This is a genomic window from Streptomyces ficellus, assembly GCF_030406405.1.
Taxonomy (GTDB): domain Bacteria; phylum Actinomycetota; class Actinomycetes; order Streptomycetales; family Streptomycetaceae; genus Streptomyces; species Streptomyces ficellus_B.
On the sequence record NZ_JAUEPL010000061.1, the window covers coordinates 20546 to 36734 of the forward strand.

The 16189-nt window shown below is 70.7% G+C and carries 18 protein-coding genes; 11 read left to right on the plus strand and 7 right to left on the minus strand.

Annotation, left to right across the window (positions count from 1 at the left end; genetic code table 11):
* The first annotated feature begins 125 nt into the window (after positions 1 to 125).
* From QWM81_RS27955 to moaA, 3 genes are all read left to right on the plus strand, one after another.
* Complete coding sequence (locus tag QWM81_RS27955) at positions 126 to 545, plus strand: DUF485 domain-containing protein (protein WP_290115208.1); 420 nt, start codon at positions 126 to 128, stop codon at positions 543 to 545.
* A complete protein-coding gene (locus QWM81_RS27960) occupies positions 542 to 2164 on the plus strand; it encodes a monocarboxylic acid transporter (RefSeq protein ID WP_290115209.1) in 1623 nt (540 codons plus the stop codon). The genes QWM81_RS27955 and QWM81_RS27960 overlap by 4 nt, the downstream gene beginning before the upstream one ends.
* A 180-nt stretch (positions 2165 to 2344) precedes the next feature.
* Positions 2345 to 3334: a GTP 3',8-cyclase MoaA gene (moaA, locus tag QWM81_RS27965; RefSeq protein ID WP_290115210.1), complete on the plus strand. Its 990-nt coding sequence runs from the start codon at positions 2345 to 2347 to the stop codon at positions 3332 to 3334.
* A gap of 37 nt (positions 3335 to 3371) precedes the next feature.
* Here the strand turns inward: moaA and QWM81_RS27970 are convergent, their stop codons facing one another.
* Positions 3372 to 3596, minus strand: a complete 225-nt coding sequence (locus QWM81_RS27970) for a hypothetical protein (RefSeq protein WP_290115211.1) — start codon at positions 3594 to 3596, stop codon at positions 3372 to 3374.
* A gap of 198 nt (positions 3597 to 3794) precedes the next feature.
* Complete coding sequence (locus tag QWM81_RS27975) at positions 3795 to 4247, minus strand: DUF3099 domain-containing protein (protein ID WP_290115212.1); 453 nt, start codon at positions 4245 to 4247, stop codon at positions 3795 to 3797.
* Between the two features lie 216 nt (positions 4248 to 4463).
* Here QWM81_RS27975 and QWM81_RS27980 point away from each other — a divergent pair, with 216 nt between their 5' ends.
* Positions 4464 to 4739, plus strand: coding sequence for a GlsB/YeaQ/YmgE family stress response membrane protein (locus QWM81_RS27980; RefSeq protein WP_290115213.1), 276 nt, complete (start codon positions 4464 to 4466; stop codon positions 4737 to 4739).
* Positions 4740 to 4819: 80 nt separating this feature from the next.
* Here QWM81_RS27980 and tyrS read toward each other — a convergent pair whose 3' ends face one another.
* From tyrS to QWM81_RS27995, 3 genes are all read right to left on the minus strand, one after another.
* Positions 4820 to 6088, minus strand: coding sequence for a tyrosine--tRNA ligase (gene tyrS, locus QWM81_RS27985; RefSeq protein WP_290115215.1), 1269 nt, complete (start codon positions 6086 to 6088; stop codon positions 4820 to 4822).
* A gap of 80 nt (positions 6089 to 6168) precedes the next feature.
* Entirely contained in the window at positions 6169 to 7560 is a 1392-nt protein-coding gene (locus QWM81_RS27990; protein WP_290115216.1) for a metallopeptidase TldD-related protein, read from the minus strand.
* Positions 7557 to 9080, minus strand: a complete 1524-nt coding sequence (locus tag QWM81_RS27995) for a TldD/PmbA family protein (protein ID WP_290115217.1) — start codon at positions 9078 to 9080, stop codon at positions 7557 to 7559. The genes QWM81_RS27990 and QWM81_RS27995 overlap by 4 nt, the downstream gene beginning before the upstream one ends.
* Positions 9081 to 9277: 197 nt before the next feature.
* Here QWM81_RS27995 and fabG point away from each other — a divergent pair, with 197 nt between their 5' ends.
* The 3 genes from fabG (at position 9278) to QWM81_RS28010 (ending at position 11285) form a co-directional block, all read left to right on the plus strand.
* Complete coding sequence (gene fabG, locus QWM81_RS28000) at positions 9278 to 9997, plus strand: 3-oxoacyl-[acyl-carrier-protein] reductase (RefSeq protein ID WP_290115218.1); 720 nt, start codon at positions 9278 to 9280, stop codon at positions 9995 to 9997.
* A gap of 4 nt (positions 9998 to 10001) precedes the next feature.
* Positions 10002 to 10769 carry an enoyl-ACP reductase FabI gene (fabI, locus tag QWM81_RS28005; RefSeq protein WP_290115219.1) on the plus strand — a complete coding sequence of 256 codons (768 nt, stop codon included), beginning with the start codon at positions 10002 to 10004 and terminating at the stop codon, positions 10767 to 10769.
* 162 nt (positions 10770 to 10931) lie between these two features.
* Complete coding sequence (locus tag QWM81_RS28010) at positions 10932 to 11285, plus strand: hypothetical protein (protein ID WP_435372475.1); 354 nt, start codon at positions 10932 to 10934, stop codon at positions 11283 to 11285.
* Here the strand turns inward: QWM81_RS28010 and QWM81_RS28015 are convergent.
* Complete coding sequence (locus QWM81_RS28015; protein WP_290115220.1) at positions 11260 to 11952, minus strand: FadR/GntR family transcriptional regulator; 693 nt, start codon at positions 11950 to 11952, stop codon at positions 11260 to 11262. The genes QWM81_RS28010 and QWM81_RS28015 overlap by 26 nt on opposite strands.
* A gap of 58 nt (positions 11953 to 12010) precedes the next feature.
* On the opposite strand from QWM81_RS28015, the gene QWM81_RS28020 reads away from it, so the two are divergent.
* From QWM81_RS28020 to QWM81_RS28035, 4 genes are all read left to right on the plus strand, one after another.
* The gene (locus QWM81_RS28020) at positions 12011 to 13459 is read left to right on the plus strand and encodes a CynX/NimT family MFS transporter (protein ID WP_290115221.1); all 1449 of its coding nucleotides are present in this window, start codon (positions 12011 to 12013) and stop codon (positions 13457 to 13459) included.
* Between the two features lie 17 nt (positions 13460 to 13476).
* Positions 13477 to 13596, plus strand: a complete 120-nt coding sequence (locus QWM81_RS28025; protein WP_290115223.1) for an SGM_5486 family transporter-associated protein — start codon at positions 13477 to 13479, stop codon at positions 13594 to 13596.
* A gap of 125 nt (positions 13597 to 13721) precedes the next feature.
* Positions 13722 to 13964, plus strand: a complete 243-nt coding sequence (locus tag QWM81_RS28030; protein WP_290115225.1) for a hypothetical protein — start codon at positions 13722 to 13724, stop codon at positions 13962 to 13964.
* A 118-nt stretch (positions 13965 to 14082) separates the two neighbouring features.
* The gene (locus tag QWM81_RS28035) at positions 14083 to 14601 is read left to right on the plus strand and encodes a SixA phosphatase family protein (RefSeq protein WP_290115227.1); all 519 of its coding nucleotides are present in this window, start codon (positions 14083 to 14085) and stop codon (positions 14599 to 14601) included.
* 93 nt (positions 14602 to 14694) lie between these two features.
* Here QWM81_RS28035 and serB read toward each other — a convergent pair whose 3' ends face one another.
* Positions 14695 to 15900 carry a phosphoserine phosphatase SerB gene (gene serB, locus QWM81_RS28040; protein ID WP_290115229.1) on the minus strand — a complete coding sequence of 402 codons (1206 nt, stop codon included), beginning with the start codon at positions 15898 to 15900 and terminating at the stop codon, positions 14695 to 14697.
* Positions 15901 to 16189 lie beyond the last annotated feature (289 nt).

Here is a 16189-nt window from a genome sequence, read left to right on the forward strand (position 1 = left end):
CGCTGGTGAACCGCGTCACCACGGCGTCCGTGCCGTTGTCAGGGGAGGGGCGCACGTGCGTAGCGGCCCGGCGACCCCGAAGTTCCCTGTCCCTGTCCAGCGCATCCGCGTCGCGAGGAGTCACCGTGGCAACCGAAGCACCGCCGCCACAGGGCGGTACGGACACCAGTCCCGCCCAGCCCACGACAGAGTCGTTCGTCGAGGTGCAGGAGAGTGCGGAATTCGGCGAACTGCGCCGCACGTACCGCTCCTTCGCCTTCCCTCTGACCATTGCCTTCATCACCTGGTACCTGCTGTACGTCCTGCTGTCCAACTACGCGGGCGGCTTCATGGGCACCAAGCTCTTCGGCAATATCAACGTGGCCCTGGTCCTCGGCCTCGGCCAGTTCCTGACCACCTTCCTCATCGCCTGGTTCTACTCCCGGCACGCCGCCGACAAGCTCGACCCCAAGGCGGAAGCCATCAAGTCCGGTATGGAAGCCCGTATGGAGTCCGGTACGGAGTCCGGCAGTCCTGCGGAGTCCCGAATGGAGGCCGGCGCATGAGCCCCACGATCCTGTTCGCGGCCGGTTCCGGCGCCTCGGAACACAGACCGCTGATCATCACCCTGTTCGCCTGCTTCGTCGTCGCGACCCTCTTCATCACCGTCTGGGCCGGCCGCCAGACCAAGAGCGCCGCCGATTTCTACGCGGGCGGACGGCAGTTCACCGGCTTCCAGAACGGCCTGGCCATCTCCGGCGACTACATGTCGGCCGCGTCCTTCCTGGGCATCGCCGGCGCCATCGCCCTCTTCGGGTACGACGGTTTCCTCTACTCCATCGGCTTCCTGGTCGCCTGGCTCGTCGCCCTGCTCCTGGTCGCCGAGCCGCTGCGCAACTCCGGCCGCTTCACCATGGGCGACGTGCTCGCCTACCGGATGCGCCAGCGGCCCGTCCGTACCGCCGCGGGCACCTCCACCATCGTCGTGTCGATCTTCTACCTGCTCGCGCAGATGGCGGGCGCGGGCGTCCTGGTCTCGCTGCTGCTCGGCATCACCTCGGACGGCGGGAAGATCGCGATCGTCGCCCTCGTCGGCCTCCTTATGATCGTGTACGTCACCATCGGCGGCATGAAGGGCACCACCTGGGTGCAGATGGTCAAGGCCGTCCTGCTCATCGCGGGCACCCTGCTCATCACGTTCCTGGTGCTGCTGAAGTTCAACTTCAACGTCTCCGACCTGCTCGGCAAGGCCGCCGAGAACAGCGGCAAGGGAGCGGCGTTCCTGGAGCCCGGCCTCAAGTACGGCCTCACGCCCACCTCGAAGCTGGACTTCATCTCGCTCGGCGTCGCGCTGGTCCTCGGCACCGCCGGCCTGCCGCACATCCTGATCCGCTTCTACACCGTGCCCACCGCCAAGGCCGCCCGGAAGTCCGTCAACTGGGCCATCGGCATCATCGGCGCCTTCTACCTGATGACCATCGCGCTCGGCTTCGGCGCGGCGGCCATCGTCGGTCCCGCCGAGATCACCGCCTCCAACAAGGCGGGCAACACCGCGGCCCCGCTGCTCGCCCTGCACATCGGGGGAGTGGACTCCGCGGGCGGCGCGATCCTGCTCGCGGTGATCTCCGCGGTCGCCTTCGCCACCATCCTCGCCGTCGTCGCCGGACTCACCCTCGCCTCCTCGTCGTCCTTCGCGCACGACATCTACGCCAACGTCATCCGCAAGGGACAGGCCACCGAGAAGGAGGAGGTCCGCGCGGCCCGCTGGGCGACCGTCTTCATCGGCATCGTCTCCATCGCCCTCGGCGCGATGGCCCGCGACCTCAACGTCGCCGGCCTGGTGGCCCTTGCCTTCGCCGTCGCCGCGTCCGCGAACCTGCCGACGATCCTCTACAGCCTGTTCTGGAAGAGGTTCACCACCCAGGGCGCGCTGTGGTCCATCTACGGCGGCCTGATCGCCTCCGTGACGCTCGTGCTGTTCTCGCCGGTCGTCTCCTCCAAGCCCAGCTCGATGTTCCCGGACGCCGACTTCGCCTGGTTCCCGCTGGAGAATCCCGGCCTGATCTCCATCCCGCTGGGCTTCCTGCTCGGCTGGCTCGGCTCGCTGCTGTCCAAGGAGGAGCCGGACAAGGGCAAGTACGCGGAACTGGAGGTCAAGTCCCTCACCGGTGTCGGAGCGCACTGACCCGCGCACCCTGTGCGACCGGCCGTGGCCGCGCCGTGGGGATCGTCGTAGATCCCTACGACGCGGCCGCGCCGCTCCTGTGGACAATGGCCCGTGTCGTTGTCGGAGGCGTCACGTACGCTCCTTGATGTAAGCAACTTGGATGTACGGAACCTGGCAATCGGGGGAGGGGCGCCCACAGTGCTCATCGACACCTACGGCCGCGTGGCCACCGACCTGCGCGTCTCGCTCACCGACCGGTGCAACCTGAGGTGCACGTACTGCATGCCCGAAGAGGGCCTGCAGTGGCTCGCCAAGCCCGACCTGCTCACCGACGACGAGATCGTCCGCCTGATCAGCATCGCCGTCACCGACCTCGGCATCACCGAGGTCCGCTTCACCGGCGGCGAGCCGCTCCTGCGCCCCGGCCTGGTGGGGATCGTCGAGCGCTGCGCCGCCCTGGAGCCCCGCCCCAGGATGTCGCTGACCACCAACGGCATCGGCCTCAAGCGCACCGCCACCGCCCTCAAGGCCGCCGGACTCGACCGGGTCAACGTCTCCCTCGACACGCTGCGCCCCGATGTCTTCAAGACACTGACCCGCCGCGACCGCCACAAGGACGTCCTGGAAGGCCTCCACGCCGCCCGCGACGCCGGACTCACCCCCGTCAAGGTCAACTCCGTCCTCATGCCCGGGCTCAACGACGACGAGGCACCCGACCTGCTCGCCTGGGCTGTCGAGAACGACTACGAGCTGCGCTTCATCGAGCAGATGCCGCTGGACGCCCAGCACGGCTGGAAGCGCGACGGCATGATCACGGCCGGGGACATCCTGGAGTCGCTGCGTACGCGCTTCACTCTCGACCCCGAGAGCGACGAGGCCCGCGGCTCGGCGCCCGCCGAGCGCTGGATCGTCGACGGCGGGCCGCACCGCGTGGGCGTCATAGCCTCCGTGACCAGGCCCTTCTGCCGCGCCTGCGACCGGACCAGGCTCACCGCCGACGGGCAGGTGCGGACCTGCCTGTTCGCCCGGGAGGAGACGGACCTGCGCGCCGCACTGCGCTCGGAGGCACCCGACGAGGAGATCGCCCGGATATGGCGGCTCGCGATGTGGGGGAAGAAGGCCGGTTCGGGCCTGGACGACCCGAGCTTCCTCCAGCCCGACCGCCCGATGTCGGCCATCGGAGGCTGAGCGGCCGATACCGGCCGTCGAGCGCTGAGCGGGCGGGTCAGTGGTCCGAGGCCGAGCGCTCCCACTCCGCGAGCGTCACCACGTCCTTCAAGAACCCCCGCACGCCCAGGAATTGGGACAGGTGCTCGCGGTGCTCGTCACAGGCCAGCCAGGTCTTGCGGCGCTCGGGAGTGTGCAGCTTCGGGTTGTTCCAGGCCAGCACCCACACCGCCGCGGTGCGGCAGCCCTTGGCCGAACAGATCGGGGTGGTCTCGTCGCTCACAACACGTCCAAACGAATGCCCGAACAAAGGCGACGCCGGGCAGCCACGGGGGGAGCTGCCCGGCGTCGGTCCGTCGCTCCGACGGGGGATGCGGAGCGCCTACGAAGTATGTCACGGGGACCGGGCTGGAGTGCACTGGAACCACATGATTGATCTGAGCTTTTCTTGAGCTTTGCAGACTGGTGACCGCTTGACGGCTCAGCCCTGCCCGTACTGGCGTTCCTGCTGGGGTTCCCGGTGCTCCTCCGCGGGCGGCCGCGTGCCGGGTTCCGCCTCGGATTCCGGTCGCGCTCCTGGCCCTGCCCCCGACTCCGCCCCGGTCCCTGCCGTGGGCTCCGCCGCCGATGGCCCCTGCGGCAGCATGGGGCGCTCGGCCACGGGAGTCGCCACGAACGTCGACGGCATGGGGGGCGCCGTTTCCCGGCCCGCGTTGGCGATCACCACCGCGACGTACGGCAGCACCGCGCCCAGTACCAGCGCCACGATCGCCACATGCCGCTCGACGTTCCACAGCGACGCGGCGGCGATCACCGCCACGGTCCGCACCGACATCGAGATCACATAGCGACGCTGCCGGCCACGCACGTCCTCGGCCAGGCTCTGCCGGGCGCCGGTGATCCGGAAGACCTCGTCGCTCCCATGCTTCCGCATCACATTCCACCACCCGGTTTCGCACGACCGGACGCACCCCGGCCCGGACCATCTCCCACGGTACGCCCGCCCCCGCCGCGGATGGGACCGGACCCCCCTCACCAGCCGGCACGCCCTCCGGCGTACCCCGTATGGCGGCATCCGACATGCGGCGTACGCCGGGTGAGCCGAGACTTGTCGGGACTGCTCACGTCAATCCGTACCGAGGAGGCAGCCATGGGCTGGTTGTGGGCGATTATCGTCGGATTCGTGCTGGGCCTGCTCGCCAAGGCGATCCTGCCCGGCAAGCAGCACAGCCCCCTGTGGCTGGCCACCATTTTCGGCATCATCGGCGGCATCGCCGGTAACGCCCTGGCCAGGGCGTTCGGCATCGAGGCGACCCCGGGCATCGACTGGGGCAGGCACGCCCTGCAGGTCGCGGCGGCGGTCGTCCTCGTGGGCCTCGGCGACATGCTCTACATGTCGATGCGCGGCAAGAAACAACGAGCCTGAGGCAAGAAACCGACGTCGGAAGGCGTATGCCGCACGGCGGTGCCCCGGGTGCGTCCACGCACCCGGGGCACCGCCACACGTCAGCCGGCCGCGACCTCGATCGCCGCCAGGTTCTTCTTGCCCCGGCGCAGCACCAGCCAGCGGCCGTGCAGCAGGTCGTCCGCGGACACCTCGGCGTCCTCGGCGGTCACCTTGACGTTGTTCACGTACGCGCCGCCCTCCTTCACCGTGCGGCGGGCCGCCGACTTGCTGGGCGCCAGGCCGACCTCCGCGAAGAGGTCCACCACCGGACCCGGCTCGGGGACCCGGGCGTGCGGTACCTCGGCCAGCGCCGCGGCCAGCGTCGGTGCGTCCAGCTCCGCGAGGTCACCGTGCCCGAACAGCGCCTTCGAGGCGGCGATCACCGCGGCGCACTGGTCGGCGCCGTGCACCAGCGCCGTCAGCTCCTCCGCGAGCGCGCGCTGGGCCGTACGGGCCTGCGGACGCTCCTCGGTGATCTTCTCCAGCTCCTCGAGCTCTTCACGGCTCTTGAAGCTGAGGATGCGCAGGTACGTCGAGATGTCGCGGTCGTCCACGTTCAGCCAGAACTGGTAGAACGCGTACGGCGTGGTCATCTCCGGGTCCAGCCAGACGGCCCCGCCCTCGGTCTTGCCGAACTTGGTGCCGTCCGCCTTGGTCATCAGCGGCGTCGCCAGCGCGTGCACCTGGGCGTGCGGCTCCAGCTTGTGGATCAGGTCCAGGCCGGCGGTGAGGTTGCCCCACTGGTCGCTGCCGCCCTGCTGGAGGACACAGCCGTAGCGCCGGTACAGCTCCAGGAAGTCCATGCCCTGGAGCAGCTGGTAGCTGAACTCGGTGTAGCTGATGCCCTCCTGGGACTCCAGCCGCCGCGCGACGGAGTCCTTGGTCAGCATCTTGTTGACCCGGAAGTGCTTGCCGATGTCCCGCAGGAACTCGATCGCGGTCAGGTTCGCGGTCCAGTCCAGGTTGTTCACCATGATCGCGGCGTTCTCGCCCTCGAAGGACAGGAACGGCTCGATCTGCGAGCGCAGCCGCGTCACCCACTGCGCGACCGTCTCCGGGTCGTTCAGGGTGCGCTCGGCGGTCGGGCGCGGGTCGCCGATCTGACCCGTCGCCCCGCCCACCAGCGCCAGCGGCCGGTGCCCCGCCTGCTGGAGCCGGCGGACGGTGAGGACCTGCACCAGGTGCCCGACGTGCAGGCTCGGCGCGGTGGGGTCGAAGCCGCAATAGAACGTGATCGGACCGTCCGCGAGAGCCTTGCGCAGGGCCTCCTCGTCGGTGGACTGGGCGAACAGCCCGCGCCACTTCAACTCGTCGACGATGTCCGTCACGGTGTCGTGTCTCCTCGGATGATCTGGATGATCTGGGTGATCTGGATGGTGTCGTGTGGTCCCAGGCCAGTCTATGGGCGTCATACGCCCTGACTGACCGAGCTCATGTTGAAGTCCGGCACCCGCAGCGGCGGCATGGCGGCCCGGGTGAACCAGTCGCTCCACTCGCGCGGCAGCGTCTTCTCCGTACGGCCGGCCTCGGTGGCCCGCGACAGCAGGTCCACCGGCGACTCGTTGAACCGGAAGTTGTTCACCTCGCCGACGACCTCGCCGCCCTCGACGAGGTAGACGCCGTCCCTGGTCAGCCCGGTCAGCAGCAGCGTCGCCGGGTCGACCTCGCGGATGTACCAGAGACAGGTCAGCAGCAGCCCCCGCTCCGTGGCGGCGACCATCTCCTCCAGTGACCGATCGCCGCCGCCGTCCAGAATCAGGTTGCCGACCGGCGGAGTCACCGGCAGCCGGGTGAGCCCGGCGCTGTGCCGCGTGGTGATCAGGTGCTCCAGCCGCCCCTCCCGTACCCAGTCGGTCGGCGACAGCGGCAGCCCGTTGTCGAACACCGACGAGTCGTCGCCCGACGAGTGCGCGATCACGAAGGGCGCGGATTCCAGGCCCGGCTCGTGGGGGTCGCTGCGCAGGGTCAGCGGCAGCGGCGCGAGCGTCTCGCCGATCCGGGTGCCGCCGCCCGGCTTGGAGAAGACGGTGCGGCCCTCCGCCGCGTCCCGGGCGGCCGACGACCACAGCTGGTAGATCAGCAGGTCGGCCACCGCGGTGGGCGGCAGCAGCGTCTCGTACCGCCCGGCGGGCAGCTCGATCCGGCGCTCGGCCCAGCCCAGGCGCCGCGCCAGCTCCGCGTCCAGCGCGGTCGGGTCGACGTCCTTGAAGTCCCGCGTCGAGTGCCCCGTCCACGCCGAGCGCGTGCGGTCCGGCGACTTGGCGTTGAGCTCCAGCGTCCCGGACGGCTGGTCGTGCCGCAGCCGCAGCCCCGTCGACGTACCCAGGTACGTGGACGTCAGCTCGTGGTTGGCGAAGCCGTACAGTTCCCGGCCGCCCGCGCGTGCCCGGGCGAACGCCTCGCCCAGCGCGGGCGCGAAGTCCGCGAAGACCGCCGACGAGGTCTCGGCGGGCGCGTCCGTGAAGTCGGGCGACGCCTCCACGCCGGAGACCAGCGGCTGGGCGTCCTCGGCGGGCCCGGCGGACCGCGCGGCGGCCTCGGCCGCCCGTACCAGCGGCTCCAGGTCCTCTGCGGTGACCGCCGACCGGGACACCACACCGGACGCGGTGCCCTCCGCGCCGTCGACAGTGGCGATGACGGTGAGCGTCCGGCCGCGCGTGACGCCGTTGGTGGTCAGGGCGTTGCCCGCCCAGCGCAGATTGGCCGACGACTGCTCGTCCGCGATGACGACACACCCGTCCGCGCGGGACAGCTCAAGGGCCCGCTCGACGATCTCGTACGGCTTGACTACGGGGCTCATCGGCCACCCTCCTGCGCGGTGTTAAGGATGTTCACGCCCCGGAACAGGGCCGAAGGGCAGCCGTGCGAGACGGCGGCGACCTGGCCCGGCTGGGCCTTGCCGCAGTTGAACGCGCCACCCAGGACGTACGTCTGCGGGCCGCCGACCTTCTCCATGGAGCCCCAGAAGTCCGTGGTCGTCGCCTGGTACGCCACATCGCGCAGCTGACCGGCCAGCCGCCCGTTCTCGATCCGGAAGAACCGCTGCCCGGTGAACTGGAAGTTGTACCGCTGCATGTCGATCGACCACGACCGGTCGCCGACCACGTAGATGCCGCGCTCCACGCCCCCGATCAGGTCCTCCGTCGACAGCCCGCCCGGATCCGGCTGGAGCGACACGTTCGCCATGCGCTGCACCGGCACGTGCGCGGGCGAGTCGGCGTACGCGCAGCCGTTGGACCGGCCCAGGCCCGTCAGCTTCGCGATCCGCCGGTCTAGCTGGTAGCCGGCCAGGATGCCGTCCTTGACCAGGTCCCAGCTCTGCGCCTCGACGCCCTCGTCGTCGTACCCGATCGTCGCGAGCCCGTGCTCGGCGGTCCGGTCACCCGTCACGTTCATGATCGACGAGCCGTACACCAGCTTCCCCAGCTGGTCGAAGGTGGCGAACGAGGTGCCCGCGTACGCCGCCTCGTAACCCAGCGCCCGGTCCAGCTCCGTGGCGTGCCCGATCGACTCATGGATCGTCAGCCACAGGTTCGACGGGTCGACGACCAGGTCGTACCTGCCCGCCTCGACGCTCGGCGCCCGCATCTTCTCCGCGAGCAGCTCCGGGATCTGCTCCAGCTCGGTGTCCCAGTCCCAGCCGGTGCCCGTCAGGTACTCCCAGCCGCGCCCCACCGGCGGCGCCAGCGTCCGCATCGAGTCGAACTCACCGGTCGTCGCGTCCACCGCGACCGCCGTCAGCTGCGGATGCAGCCGTACGCGCTGCTGCGTGGTGACCGTCCCGGCCGTGTCCGCGTAGAACTTGTTCTCGTGGACGGTCATCAGCGACGCGTCCACATGGGCCACGCCGTCCGCGCGCAGCAGCCGCGTGCTCCACTCCGCCAGCAGCGCGCTCTTCTCCGCGTCGGGCACGGCGAAGGGATCGATCTCGTACGACGAGACCCACGTCTTGTCCGCGTGCACCGGCTCGTCGGCGAGCTCCACGTGCTCGTCGGACCCGGCCGCCGCGAGCACCTGGGCCGACAGCTTCGCCATGGCCACGGCCTGCGAGGCGACCTTGGCGGCGGCGTCCATGGTCAGATCGACCCCGGAGGCGAACCCCCAGGCCCCGCCGTGCACCACCCGCACCGCGTAGCCGAGGTCGGTGGTGTCCGACGATCCGGCGGGCTTGGCGTCCCGCAACCGCCACGAGGCGCTGCGTACGCGCTCGAACCGGAAGTCGGCGTGCTCGGCGCCGAGGGCCCTCGCCCTGGCGAGCGCCGCGTCGGCGAGCGCCCGCAGCGGCAGCGCCGTGAAGGCTTCGTCGATGGAATGAGGCACGGATGTCTCCTGTCGTATGAGACCGGTCGTACCGATCATGTCGCGCCGCACGGCCCCCTGCCCAGTGCTTTCCGCAGGGGGCTTTCTGTAGGGATCCAACAGCGACATTCGCACGCCACTGTCAGGGGTCGATTCCCCGTAGCGAGATCGGGACCGATAGGTTTCGAGGTACAGACCGCTATCGAAAGGGTGATCCGTTGAGCCGCTCGGTTCTCGTCACCGGAGGTAACCGGGGCATCGGCCTCGCCATCGCCCGCGCGTTCGCCGAGGCCGGCGACAACGTCGCGATCACATACCGGTCGGGTGAGCCGCCCCAGGACCTGACGGAGTTGGGCTGCCTGGCCGTGCGGTGCGACATCACCGACACCGAGCAGGTGGAGCAGGCCTACAAGGAGATCGAGGAGAAGCACGGTCCGGTGGAGGTGCTGGTGGCCAACGCCGGCGTCACCAAGGACCAGTTGCTGATGCGGATGTCCGAGGAAGACTTCACCTCCGTACTCGACACCAACCTCACCGGCACCTTCCGTGTCGTCAAGCGCGCCAACCGCGGCATGCTGCGCGCCAAGAAGGGCCGTGTCGTCCTCATCTCCTCCGTCGTCGGGCTGCTCGGCTCCGCGGGCCAGGCCAACTACGCCGCCTCCAAGGCCGGGCTGGTGGGCTTCGCCCGCTCCCTCGCCCGTGAGCTCGGCTCGCGCAACATCACGTTCAACGTCGTCGCGCCCGGTTTCGTCGACACCGACATGACCAAGGTGCTGACGGAGGAGCAGCGGGCGGGCATCGTCGCCCAGGTGCCGCTCGGCCGCTACGCGCAGCCCGAGGAGATCGCCGCCGCGGTCCGGTTCCTCGCGTCCGACGACGCCTCGTACATCACTGGAGCCGTCATCCCCGTTGACGGCGGATTGGGCATGGGTCACTGATCACATGAGCGGAATTCTCGAGGGCAAGCGCGTCCTGATCACCGGTGTGCTGATGGAGTCCTCCATCGCCTTCCACACCGCCAAGGTGGCCCAGGAGCAGGGTGCCGAGGTCATCCTGACCGCCTTCCCGCGGCCCACCCTGACCGAGCGCATCGCCAAGAAGCTGCCCAAGCCCGCCAAGGTCATCGAGCTCGACGTCACCAACGACGAGCACCTGGCCCGCCTCGCCGACCTGGTGGGCGAGGAGCTCGGCGGCCTCGACGGCGTCGTCCACTCCATCGGCTTCGCGCCGCAGGACGCGCTCGGCGGCAACTTCCTCAACACGCCGTTCGAGTCGGTGGCGACCGCGATGCACGTCTCGGCGTTCTCGCTGAAGTCGCTGACCATGGCCTGCCTGCCGCTGATGCAGAACGGCGGCTCGGTCGTCGGCCTCACCTTCGACGCGCAGTTCGCGTGGCCGCAGTACGACTGGATGGGCCCGGCCAAGGCCGCCCTTGAGGCCACCAGCCGCTACCTGGCCCGTGACCTCGGCAAGCAGAACATCCGCTGCAACCTGATCTCGGCCGGCCCGATCGGCTCGATGGCCGCCAAGTCCATCCCGGGCTTCGGCGACCTGGCGAAGGTGTGGGACGAGCGCTCCCCGCTCCAGTGGGACATGTCGGACCCGGAGCCGGCCGGCCGCGGTGTCGTCGCGCTGCTCTCGGACTTCTTCCCGAAGACGACCGGCGAGATCGTCCACGTCGACGGCGGCGTGCACATCATGGGCGCCTGAGCCCCGGGAATCGTCGCTTCGCGGGAGGGCCGCGCACTGCCCGGAGGGGCGGTGCGCGGCCTTCGCGCTGTCCCGCCTGCTGGTCCCCGAGTCGTAGAGTCGCGACGATCACGGCAAACTGGGGCAGAACGGATACTCACGTCCGTTGATCGGGGAGGAGGTGTGGCTGTGCGTACGAAGCACCATCCGAAGAGCCGAAGGGCGGCCGCCCTGGCCGCCACCGCGGTCCTCCTGCCGGGGATCGCCGTCACCGCCGACGCGTACGCCCAGGAGCGGGACGAATACCTCGCCTCCTGCCGTACGTCGGTCGAGGGCTCCCGTGTCACCGCGTACTGCCACAACCCCTACCCCCGCACGGACCGCGTCCAGCTGCACGTCGAATGCGACCGGTGGTGGGACATCGACTCCGACAGCGCGCCCGTCGCCATCGGGCCGACGGCGTACGCCGAGCTCACCCAGCGCTGCTGGAAAGAGGTCCGTGACGCCTGGATCAGTCACCAGCCCGTACGGGACTGACCCGGCCCAGACACATGAACGGATAGCCGGCCGCCTCCGAGGCGGCCGCCTCCGCGTCCCCGGCCCGGATCGCCTCCACCAGCCGGGAGTGGTCCATGTGGTTCTCCGGCCGCAGCTCCTGGCCCACGTCGTCGCGCAGCCAGTCCCGTACGAGGTGGCCCAGGTCGGCGTAGAGCTCCGTCATGACGTCGTTGTGCGAGGCGGCCATCACCGCGAGGTGGAAGGTGGAGTCCGCCGCCACGAACCGCTCCGCGTCGCCCGCCTCCCACGCCTCCTCGCGCCGCGCCAGCAGCGCGTCCAACTGCCGCATGTCCCGGTCGGTGCGGCGCTCGGCGGCCAGCCGGGCGGCGGACGACTCCAGCGTGGAGCGCAGCTCCGCGATGTGCCGCGGATCGGCGCCCGCGAAGCGCCGGTGCATCACGCCCGCCAGCTCGCTGGTCGCGATGACGTACGTACCCGAGCCCTGGCGGATGTCCAGCAGGCCGTTGTGGGCGAGCGCCCGTACCGCCTCGCGGACCGTGTTGCGGGCCACGCCCAGCTGCTCGACCAGCTCCGGTTCGGTGGGGATCCGGGAGCCGACCGGCCACTCGCCCGAGGTGATCTGGTTCCGCAGCTCGGCGATCACCTGGTCGGAGAGCGCGGATCGGCGGGGAGAGCTGAGCGCCATGGTGCTCCTTGGAAGAGGATTGGACAGCCAATCATCCCATGATTCTATGATGGGTCTCATGTCCGACGAGCCGCAGACCACGACACTCACCCCCACCAGCAGTACGCCCGCACACGCCGCCACCGCAAGCAGCATGGCTGCAACCGCGTCGAGCGATCGCGGATCGGCGAGCGGCGGCGGATCGGCGGGCAAGGGCGCGTCGGCGGGCGGTGGCGCGTCGGCGGGCCGGGACTCGGCGGCGGGCGGTGGCGGATCGGCGGGCAGCGCGTCGGCCGTCGGCACGCCTTCAGGACCGACTGACGCCGGCCCCGGGCCCAGGGCGGCCGTCTGGCTCACCAGGCTCCTGGTCGTCGGCCTCGTCCTCGCCGCGCTCAATCTGCGCCCCGCCATCACCAGCCTCGGCGCCCTCCTGGAAGAGGTACGCGACGGGCTGCACATGAGCGGTGTCGTCGCCGGGCTCCTCACCTCCGTACCACCGCTCTGCTTCGCGCTCTTCGGCATCACGGCCCCACGGCTCGCCCGCCGCTTCGGACCCGGCGCCATCGTGTTCGCCGGGATGACCGCCATCACGGCGGGCCTGGTCATCCGGCCCTTCGCCGGCGGAACGGCCGCCTTCCTCGCCGCCAGCGCACTGGCCCTGATGGGCATCGCCGTCAGCAACGTCCTGATGCCGGTGATCGTCAAGCGGTACTTCCCCGACCGCGTCGGCACCATGACCGGCCTGTACTCCATGGCCCTCGCCCTCGGGACCTCCCTCGCGGCCGCCGCGACCGTCCCGGTGACCGGCGCGCTGGGCGGCAGCTGGCGCGCGGGGCTGGGCGTGTGGGCGATCCTCGGCGCCCTTGCCGTACTGGCCTGGATACCGCTCGTCCGCCGACGCGGTGGCGACGTTCCGGCCGCCGCCGCGGGCAGCGCGGAAACCCCCGCCCTCCGGATCACCCGCAGCCGCACCGCGTGGGCGCTCGCCTGCTTCTTCGGGCTCCAGGCCACCGGCGCGTACATCACCATGGGCTGGATGCCGCAGATCTTCCGTGACGCGGGTGTGCCGGCCGGCACCGCCGGAGTGCTGCTCGCCGTGACCATGGTGATGGGCGTGCCGCTCGCCTTCGTCATCCCCAAGCTGGCCACCCGCCTGAAGAACCAGGGCCCGATCGTCGTGGCGCTGGGCCTGTGCGGCCTCAGCGGGTACGCCGGTCTGCACTTCGCCCCCGCGAGCGGGGCATGGGCCTGGGCGCTGCTGCTGGGCGTCTCCAACTGCGCCTTCCCGCTCGCCCTCACCATGATCGGCATGCGGTCGCGGACGGGCGGCGGCGTCGTACGCCTCTCCGCCTTCGCGCAGAGCGTCGGCTACCTCATCTCCATCCCGGGGCCGACGCTGGTCGGCGCCCTCTACGAGCACAGCGGCGGCTGGGGCACGCCGCTCGCCCTGATGGCGGGGCTGATGGTGCCGCAGATGATCGTCGGAATCGTCGCCGGACGGGACCGGACGATCGAGGACGAGGCCTGAGGTGCGAGACTTGGCCCATGCAGCCTGTGCTCGACCCCAATCCCCAGAACGGCCAGAAGAAGCTCCTCATCGTGCTCGGCACGATGCTGGCCATCGGCGTGGTCATCGGAATCATCGCGACGCTCGCCTCACCGTGACCCCCTAGGGGACCAGGGTCAGGGTGAAGTGGGTGGGTTGCCGGATGGGCCCGGCAGCCCATGATCCGTAGCTTTGAGGTACATCGACCTCGGCACCACGGACCTACCGACCCACGGAGGCGGCCATGTCTGCCCGTACGAGCACCGGTACGCACACCCTGACGCCCGCCCGGACCCACGTCACCACCAGCGCGGATGCCGCCCACGTCGGCGGCGCCCGGCTGCCGTGGTGGGCCGTGGCACTGCCGGTGGCCGCCTTCGTCGTCCTCCTCGGGCTGATAACCGGCTGCGGCGAGGCGCACGCGGTGGGCGGTGACCCGGCGGTCGGCCGGATCCTCCAGCGGATACAGCAGACGCTCGCCCCTTAGCCGCACGGCCGGCACCGCGGGCCACCGCGGCCGCGTCGCCGAAACGGCCCTCACCCGTGCAGGTCGAGCTGGTCAACACCCAACGCTCCGTGGCACGTTTCATGCGAAGCTGGGGAGCATGAGCGTCGATACACCCCGCAGGATCGTGCTACTCCGGCATGCGAAGGCCGACTGGCCCCAGGTGTCCGACCATGAGCGGCCCCTCGCCGATCGAGGCCGCAAGGACGCCCCCGTGGCCGGCCGCCGGCTCGCCGAGACCGGAATCACCTTCGATCTGGCCCTGTGCTCGACCGCGGCCAGGACCCGCGAGACGTGGAAGCTGGCGGTGCAGGAACTGCCGCAGCGACCCAGGACCGTGTACGAGGAGCGGCTGTACGAAGCCTCCCTCGGCGATCTTCTCGCGCTGCTCAACGAGACCTCCGAGGATGTGAATGACCTGCTCGTCATCGGTCACAACCCCGGCATGCACGCCCTCGCCGACGCCCTCGCCGGCCAGGCCGAGGGCGACGCGCTCGCCCGGATGAACCGGGGCGGGTTCCCGACCTCCGCCTTCGCCGTCGTCGGCTTCAGCGGTTCCTGGAAGTCGGTGGAGCACGGTGTGGGCAAGCTGCTCAGCTACTGGGCGCCGCACGACTGAGCCCTTCGCCGAACGACGGGTGACGGCAAGGCCCGGGCACCGCGCGGTGCCCGGGCCTTGCCGTCACCCGTCGTACATCGTCCGTACCGGCCCCTAGTCCTGGTGGGTGTCCGCCGCCTCGACCTCTTCGCGGGTGATCCCGAGCAGGTACAGCACCGTGTCCAGGAAGGGCACATTGACGGCGGTGTGGGCCGCTTGCCGCACCACGGGCTTGGCGTTGAAGGCCACGCCCAGACCGGCCGTGTTCAGCATGTCGAGATCATTGGCGCCGTCACCGATCGCGACCGTCTGGGCGAGCGGTACGCCGGCCTCGGCGGCGAACCGGCGCAGCAGCCGGGCCTTGCCCGCCCGGTCGACGACCTCGCCGGTCACCCGTCCGGTGAGCTTGCCGTCCACGATCTCCAGCGTGTTGGCGGAGGCGAAGTCCAGCCCCAGCCGGACCTTCAGGTCGTCCGTGACCTGGGTGAAACCGCCCGACACGACACCGACCTGGTACCCGAGCCGCTTCAGCGTACGGATCAACGTGCGCGCGCCCGGCGTCAGCCTGACCTCCGCCCGTACCTTCTCCACGACCGACTCGTCCAGCCCGGCGAGCAGCGCGACGCGCGCGTGCAGCGACTGCTCGAAGTCCAGCTCCCCGCGCATGGCGCGCGCCGTGACCTCGGCGACCTGTTCCTCACAGCCGGCGTGCGCGGCGAAGAGCTCGATCACCTCGTCCTGGATGAGCGTCGAGTCCACGTCCATGACGACCAGCCGCTGCGCCCTGCGGTGCAGCCCCGCCGACACCACCGCCACGTCGACCCCGATCTCATGGGCCTGGGTGGCGAGCGCGGTACGCAGAGTCGCCGTCTCCGTACCGGACACGGCGAACTCCACGGCGGTGACCGGGTACTTCGCGAGCCGGAAGATACGGTCGATGTTCCCGCCCGTCGAGGTGATCGTGGCCGCTATGGCCGCCGTGTTCTCGGCCGTCAGCGGGTGCCCGAGCACCGTCACATGGGAGCGCCCGACACCGCGCGGCCGGTTGTCGCCCGTGCCCGAGATGATCTCCGCCTGGAGCTTCAGCGACTCCGCCCAGCTATGCACGGTGGCCCGCAGCTCGCCCTCGGTGCTCGCGGTCGGCTCTGTGACGAGCGCGCACAGGACGATACGGCCCCGGGTGACGACCTGCTCGATGTCGACGACGTCGACGGAGTAGGCGGCCAGGGTGTCGAAGAGCCCGGCGGTGATCCCGGGGCGGTCCTTCCCGAAGATCTTGACGAGAAGGGTGGGAACGTCAGAGGTCTGCGATGCGCTCATGGTCCTCCCACCGTATAGGCCCCCAGACCCTGCGGCGTCCCCTGTCCCGCGTACCGGACACCCCCAGCCAACGGCCACCGGCGGCCCCCGCGCCCGGCCTCCGCGCTCCACCGGGGCCCCGCACCCTCTGCCCCGGTATCCCCCCCCCCCCCCCCCCCCCCGCGCCCCCCCCCCCCCCCCCCCCCCCCCGCCCCCCCCCCCCCCCCCCCCCGCCCCCCCCCCCCCCCCCCCCCCCCCCCCCCCCCCCCCCCCCCCCCCCCCCCCCCCCCCCCCCCCCCCCCCCCCCCCC

Bases quoted from the DNA above. Each gene is read 5' to 3' on its own strand.
- QWM81_RS27990 (WP_290115216.1), bottom strand. From the start codon at position 7,560: ATGAGCCCCGTAGTCAAGCCGTACGAGATCGTCGAGCGGGCCCTTGAG.
- QWM81_RS28025 (WP_290115223.1), top strand. From the start codon at position 13,477: ATGCAGCCTGTGCTCGACCCCAATCCCCAGAACGGCCAGAAGAAGCTC.
- QWM81_RS27980 (WP_290115213.1), top strand. From the start codon at position 4,464: ATGGGCTGGTTGTGGGCGATTATCGTCGGATTCGTGCTGGGCCTGCTC.
- fabI (WP_290115219.1), top strand. From the start codon at position 10,002: ATGAGCGGAATTCTCGAGGGCAAGCGCGTCCTGATCACCGGTGTGCTG.
- QWM81_RS28035 (WP_290115227.1), top strand. From the start codon at position 14,083: ATGAGCGTCGATACACCCCGCAGGATCGTGCTACTCCGGCATGCGAAG.
- QWM81_RS28030 (WP_290115225.1), top strand. From the start codon at position 13,722: ATGTCTGCCCGTACGAGCACCGGTACGCACACCCTGACGCCCGCCCGG.
- QWM81_RS28020 (WP_290115221.1), top strand. From the start codon at position 12,011: ATGTCCGACGAGCCGCAGACCACGACACTCACCCCCACCAGCAGTACG.
- QWM81_RS27975 (WP_290115212.1), bottom strand. From the start codon at position 4,247: ATGCGGAAGCATGGGAGCGACGAGGTCTTCCGGATCACCGGCGCCCGG.
- QWM81_RS27960 (WP_290115209.1), top strand. From the start codon at position 542: ATGAGCCCCACGATCCTGTTCGCGGCCGGTTCCGGCGCCTCGGAACAC.
- QWM81_RS28015 (WP_290115220.1), bottom strand. From the start codon at position 11,952: ATGGCGCTCAGCTCTCCCCGCCGATCCGCGCTCTCCGACCAGGTGATC.
- serB (WP_290115229.1), bottom strand. From the start codon at position 15,900: ATGAGCGCATCGCAGACCTCTGACGTTCCCACCCTTCTCGTCAAGATC.